General features: G+C 50.9%; 5 protein-coding genes. All 5 read left to right on the forward strand.

Going from position 1 to position 5,341, the window contains the following annotated elements; genetic code table 11:
• Positions 1-241 precede the first annotated feature (241 nt).
• Entirely contained in the window at positions 242-1,342 is a 1,101-nt protein-coding gene (locus tag ACP5D0_RS09795) for a flagellar basal body P-ring protein FlgI (RefSeq protein ID WP_472365593.1), read from the forward strand.
• Positions 1,343-1,359: 17 nt separating this feature from the next.
• The gene (locus ACP5D0_RS09800; protein WP_472365594.1) at positions 1,360-1,836 is read left to right on the forward strand and encodes a rod-binding protein; all 477 of its coding nucleotides are present in this window, start codon (positions 1,360-1,362) and stop codon (positions 1,834-1,836) included.
• A 169-nt stretch (positions 1,837-2,005) separates the two neighbouring features.
• Entirely contained in the window at positions 2,006-3,913 is a 1,908-nt protein-coding gene (gene flgK, locus ACP5D0_RS09805) for a flagellar hook-associated protein FlgK (RefSeq protein ID WP_472365596.1), read from the forward strand.
• Between the two features lie 18 nt (positions 3,914-3,931).
• Positions 3,932-4,978, forward strand: a complete 1,047-nt coding sequence (gene flgL, locus ACP5D0_RS09810) for a flagellar hook-associated protein FlgL (RefSeq protein ID WP_472365597.1) — start codon at positions 3,932-3,934, stop codon at positions 4,976-4,978.
• A gap of 24 nt (positions 4,979-5,002) precedes the next feature.
• A complete protein-coding gene (locus ACP5D0_RS09815) occupies positions 5,003-5,314 on the forward strand; it encodes a CCDC90 family protein (protein ID WP_472365598.1) in 312 nt (103 codons plus the stop codon).
• The last annotated feature ends 27 nt before the right edge of the window (positions 5,315-5,341 follow it).

Consider the following 5,341-nt stretch of genomic DNA (forward strand, 5'->3'; position numbering starts at 1 on the left):
CTCCTGTGGAGGTTGTTCGAGGTGCCCTTTATCTCCTTTTTGCAGGTCGGTTTTTTCTTTCGCGGTTTCACCAGGCCTGGTGAAATCCGCCTCTCTGTTTTTTTCTGGTCTTTGGGGGCGTTTTCGCCCCATTTTTTTGATGTTTTGCATGATGTTAGCTGTGCAATCCAATCTCTGGCATGGCAAATGCTATATCCTAAGTAACCATAATAATAATTCCTTGAATCCATAGGAGAAACCCATGTTTACCAGAAAAAGTGTCATTATATTGGCAGTGTTGTTGATTTGGAGTTCGGTCAGTTACGCTGAACGTGTCAAGGATTTGGCCAATGTCGGCGGTGTGCGCAGTAACCAGCTGATCGGCTATGGTTTGGTGGTGGGGCTGAACGGCACCGGCGACAAAACCGACTACGCCGACCAGAGTTTATTGAGTATGTTGAATAAATTTGGCATTAACCTACCGCCCGGCACCAAAACCAACTCCAAAAACGTCGCCGCCGTGGCGGTGCACGCCGATTTGCCAGCCTTTGCCAAGCCAGGTCAAAGAATCGATGTGACGGTTTCCTCTTTGGGGAATTCGAAAAGTTTGCGCGGTGGCACCTTATTGTTAACGCCCTTGAAAGGGGTGGACGGTAATGTGTATGCCTTGGCACAAGGCAATTTGCTGGTGGGCGGTTTGGATGCGTCCGGTGCGGACGGTTCACGCATTACCGTGAATGTGCCGAGTGTCGGGCGGGTGCCCGGCGGCGGTTCGGTGGAACGCACCGTCAACAGCGGCTTTGATTTGGGGAACACCATTACCCTGAACTTAAAAAATGCCGATTTCACCACCGCCACCAATCTGGTCAAGGCGATTAACGAAAAATTGGGCGAAGGCACCGCTTATGCGCTGGATGCGGAATCGGTCGAGGTGATGGCACCGCGCATTCCCGATCAGCGGGTGTCGTTTTTGTCGATTGTGGAAAACATTGAAGTCAAACCGGGCATGGAAGCGGCGAAGGTCATTATTAACTCGCGTACCGGCACAGTGGTGATCGGCAACAATGTGAAGGTGTCGGCGGCCGCAGTGAGCCACGGGAACCTGGTGGTGAAAGTGAATGAAAACCAAAACGTCAATCAGCCGAATGCCTTTGGTGGCGGCGAAACGGCCGTCACTCAGGACTCCGAGCTGTCGGTGGAAAATATGGGCAGCGGGCGGATGTTTAAGTTCCCGCAGGGGGTCACGCTGGACGATATTGTGCATGCGGTCAATAAAGTCGGTGCCGCGCCGAGTGATTTGGTGGCGATTCTGGAAGCTTTAAAGCAGTCGGGTGCGTTACAAGCTGACTTGATGGTGATTTAACACAAAGGAGGCGCGAAATGTCCAGTGTCGATTTGCAAGTGCCTAAATTGGCTGCCCATCAACAGATTTACGGCAATCCGGGCGGGTTTAATGACCTGAAAAAAACCGCGCGAGAAGATCAGAAAGAAGCCTTACGCCCAGTGGCCGAGCAGTTTGAGGCGTTATTTGTGGCGCAGATTCTTAAAGAAGCGCGCAAAGTGAAATTTGACGATGGCTTTCTGGACGGCGGCCAAGGCGATTTTTATAAAGATTGGTACGATCAGCAGTTATCGCAGATACTGGGTTCTAAAGGTTCGCTGGGATTGGCCGATAGAATCGTTGAGGATCTTGCACCCAAGCTGCCGACCATGTCGAAAGAAGATTATCGCCTCTATCTGGAACAGAAAAATCAGGCGGCAGGCCTGGCGGAAAACGCCCCGCCACAGCAAAAACCGCTTACTACGGCCGACAGTCTGGCCATTCGCCAGCTGCAACAACGACCGTTAGAAGAATAAGGGGTTCAGAAATGGATCAGGCGGTCGATACAGTTTATATGGCAAAGACACAAAATAATAAGATAAAATAATAAGATAACGAAAAAAGTCTATAACAAAACAACATAAATCAGACACAACATTTCCCTCGAAGCTTGATGATTCGAGCGATCAGAAAAAGGAATGCACCATGGCGGATTTACTCTCAATCGGTTCCAGCGCCGCAAACACGTTCAAAACCGCGATTGACGTCACCAGCAATAACGTGGCGAATGTGGCCACGGAAGGGTATAACCGTCAGCGTGCCGAAATCATCGGCAATTCCACCAACGCCATGACGTCCGGCTACAATGGCGGCGGTTCTAAAGTGTCTAATGTGGAGCGTATTTTCGCCAACTACATTCAAACTCAACTGGTCAATACCCAATCCATGGTGTCGCGTTATGACGAACAGCTTTCCTGGTCCAATCAGGTCGAAGGCGTCATTGCCAGTAACGATGAAGGTGTGCAGGACTTTATGCAGCGCATTTTCGACTCCTTTCAAGAGCTGGCCGACAACCCCACTTCCGACACCAATCGCCGTCTGGCACTGGATCAATCCACCAACTTGGAAAGTCTGCTGGGCAATATGAACAGCGTGTTGAACGAAAGCAGCGTTCAGGCCAATAAGCAGTTGGATGCCAATATCGATGCCGTTAACGAACAGTTAGATGTGATCCACACCCTGAATCAGCAGGTGGCGCGCACCACGAATGTGAACGGCCAGCAGCCGAATGACCTGCTGGATCAACGCGATGAAGCCATTAAAAAACTCAGCACGCTGATGGACATTAAAACCTTTCCGCAATCTGACGGCAAAGTGGACGTGGCCACGGGCGATGGGCGCTATTCATTGATCGGCGACAATACCGTGAGCAAACTGTCCACTGGGCGTTCCGAGTTCACCAATGAAGACCGCACCGAAGTCTATATGAACGTCAATGGCGAAAAGCGGGTGATTTCCGACCACATCAAAGGGGGGCAAATTGGCGGGGTTTTGGACTTTCGTGACAATATGCTCGACAAAGCGCAAAACCAGCTGGGGCTGATGCTGAATGGTATGACGGCGTCCATTAACTGGCAGCATTATCAGGGCTGGGACATGAATGATGAGCCGGGGCAGGATTATTATCAGCCGCTGGATACCCATGCGATGAAAAGCATTAAAAATAACGACATCGCTGGCGGTGGTCTGGAAGATGGCACCAATATCAAGGTCAGTTTTACGCCGGTTTATAATCCCAATACGCCGGTGCAAGGAGCCAACCCACCGTATGATTCCACGGCCGTGGCACCGGATCCCAAAGCGCAACCGACGGATTATGCGACGAAGCAGAGCTTTTTTAACCAAGCCATAGAGGAAGTGGGGCGGTTTGAGCCGCGCGAATATGAGTTACGGGTCAATCCGGCCGGAGACGGCTTGGAGGTGTTTGACTACAAAACTGGCGATGCGGTGAAAGATACGGCGGGTAACCCAGCGGTGATTTTGTTCGGCGCGCCGGATGACGGCATTGAGAATGTCGAAGGCTTGCAATTCGATGTGCGTGGCATTGCCGCGGTGCAGCCGGGAGAGAAATTTTTGGTGAATCCGCACAAGGATATTCTGGAAAACTTTAAAACCAAACTGGAAGACCCAGATGGCATTGCCACGCGGGGGCAATCACCGGTCAATACCGCAACCAATTCGCCTTTCGATCCTACGGATCCACCGGCACCGGGTGCCATTGGCGATAACGTGAATATGGCCAATATCGCCAGCTTGCAAAATCGCAATCTTCTGTATGCAGATGGGACGAACGGTGCAACGGAAACCTTGTTAGGCGGTTATTCCACCATGTCCACCACCGTGGGCGCTTACGTGAGCGGCACGGAAACGCAACAGGTGGCGCAGACGAATGTCTATGAGCAAATGGTGGCGCGTCGTGAATCCTTATCGGGGGTCAACCTGGATGAAGAAGCCGCCAATCTGCTCCGATTCCAGCAGGCGTATCAGGCGTCGGCACAGATTCTGCAAACCGCGCAATCGACGTTCCAAACCCTATTGAATGCCATTGGTTAAGGTTGAAGGAGACAAATCATGAGAATTTCAACCAACTTATTTCACATGCAATCCTTTGCATCGATTGAAAAACACCAAAACTCCGTTTTGGCGATTCAGGAAAAGCTCGCCTCCGGCCAGAAGGTCAATCGTCCCAGTGACGACCCAGCCGCTAGCAGCCAGATCAATGCGTTGAATCAAAGTATGAAAAACCTCGATCAGTTTGAAAAAAACGGTCAATACGCCAAAACCATGCTGTCTTATGAAGAAACCCAGTTGGACACGGCCGTGGACGTCACCCAGCGGGTGCGCGAGCTGACCATTCAGATGATGAACGAAACCTACACGGCTGAGCAGCGTCAAGCCGCCGGAATGGAAATCGGTCAGCTGATCGACCAGGTCGCCAATGTGATGAACAGCAGTAACTCTGAGGATGAACTGCTGTTTGCAGGCAATAATGTGGATGCTCAAGCCGCTTTTGTGGAGGATACGGTGAACCCGGCGTCGCCAAGTGGTTTGAGATACTTTGCTTATATTGGTAGCCCAAATTCGGATGATGGTACCGCGGATAGTCCCTATGATCCGCAGGCGAACTTTGGCGCACGCTTTGTGCAGATTGCGTTTGATAACGATAATGTGGTCAAACCGGATGACAAAGGCGATCCGGCGCGGGTGCGGGTCACGGATAATGGTTCCAGAGTGTTTAATGTTGATCAAACCGTTCCGGGTGGGGGTTCCTTGCCGCCGGGGGTGGATCCTAATCTGCTGAATGTGATGGTGCAGTTGAAAGATAACCTGGATCGGGGCTTGCAGCCACCGGCGGAAATCGGTACGGATTTATTAACCGGACTGGATGCGATGTCGCAATCTCTGGCGGAAATCGGTGGGCGTCAGAACCGTCTGCAAAACCAGTATGATGCGGGTGCTGAATTCCGCATTGCCTTGGATCAACGTCGTTCCGATTTGCAGGATCAGGACGTGGTGGCCGGGATTTCCGAGTTCACCATGAAACAAAATGCCCTGCAGATGGCACAACAGGTGTTCAGCAAAGTGCAAGGCATGACCTTGTTTGATTACATTAATTAACGTGTCAGAAAGGCGGTTATATCCATGGCTTTAATCACATTTGATACGCTGGAATACTCTAAGAAATTAGAGGCCAAAGGCTTTACGGTGGAGCAGGCTGAGGTGCTTGCCATGGAAAATAAGCGCGTCTTTAACGAGTTCGCTGAAAACCAACTCGCCACCAAAGCGGATTTATACACGGTTAAAGAAGAGTTAAAAACGGAGTTGGTCACGGTTAAAGACGAGCTGAAGATGGATTTGAACCGCCTTGATAAGGAGTTGGCCGTTGTGAAATGGGTGGCATTTGCTACCTTCGGATTGGTCGCGGCGGGATTCATTAAAATTTTTTTTGCGTAGCCTGCGATGAACTTTCGCTGCTAGAGA

The organism is Hydrogenovibrio sp. (assembly GCF_049975065.1).
Classification (GTDB): domain Bacteria; phylum Pseudomonadota; class Gammaproteobacteria; order Thiomicrospirales; family Thiomicrospiraceae; genus Hydrogenovibrio.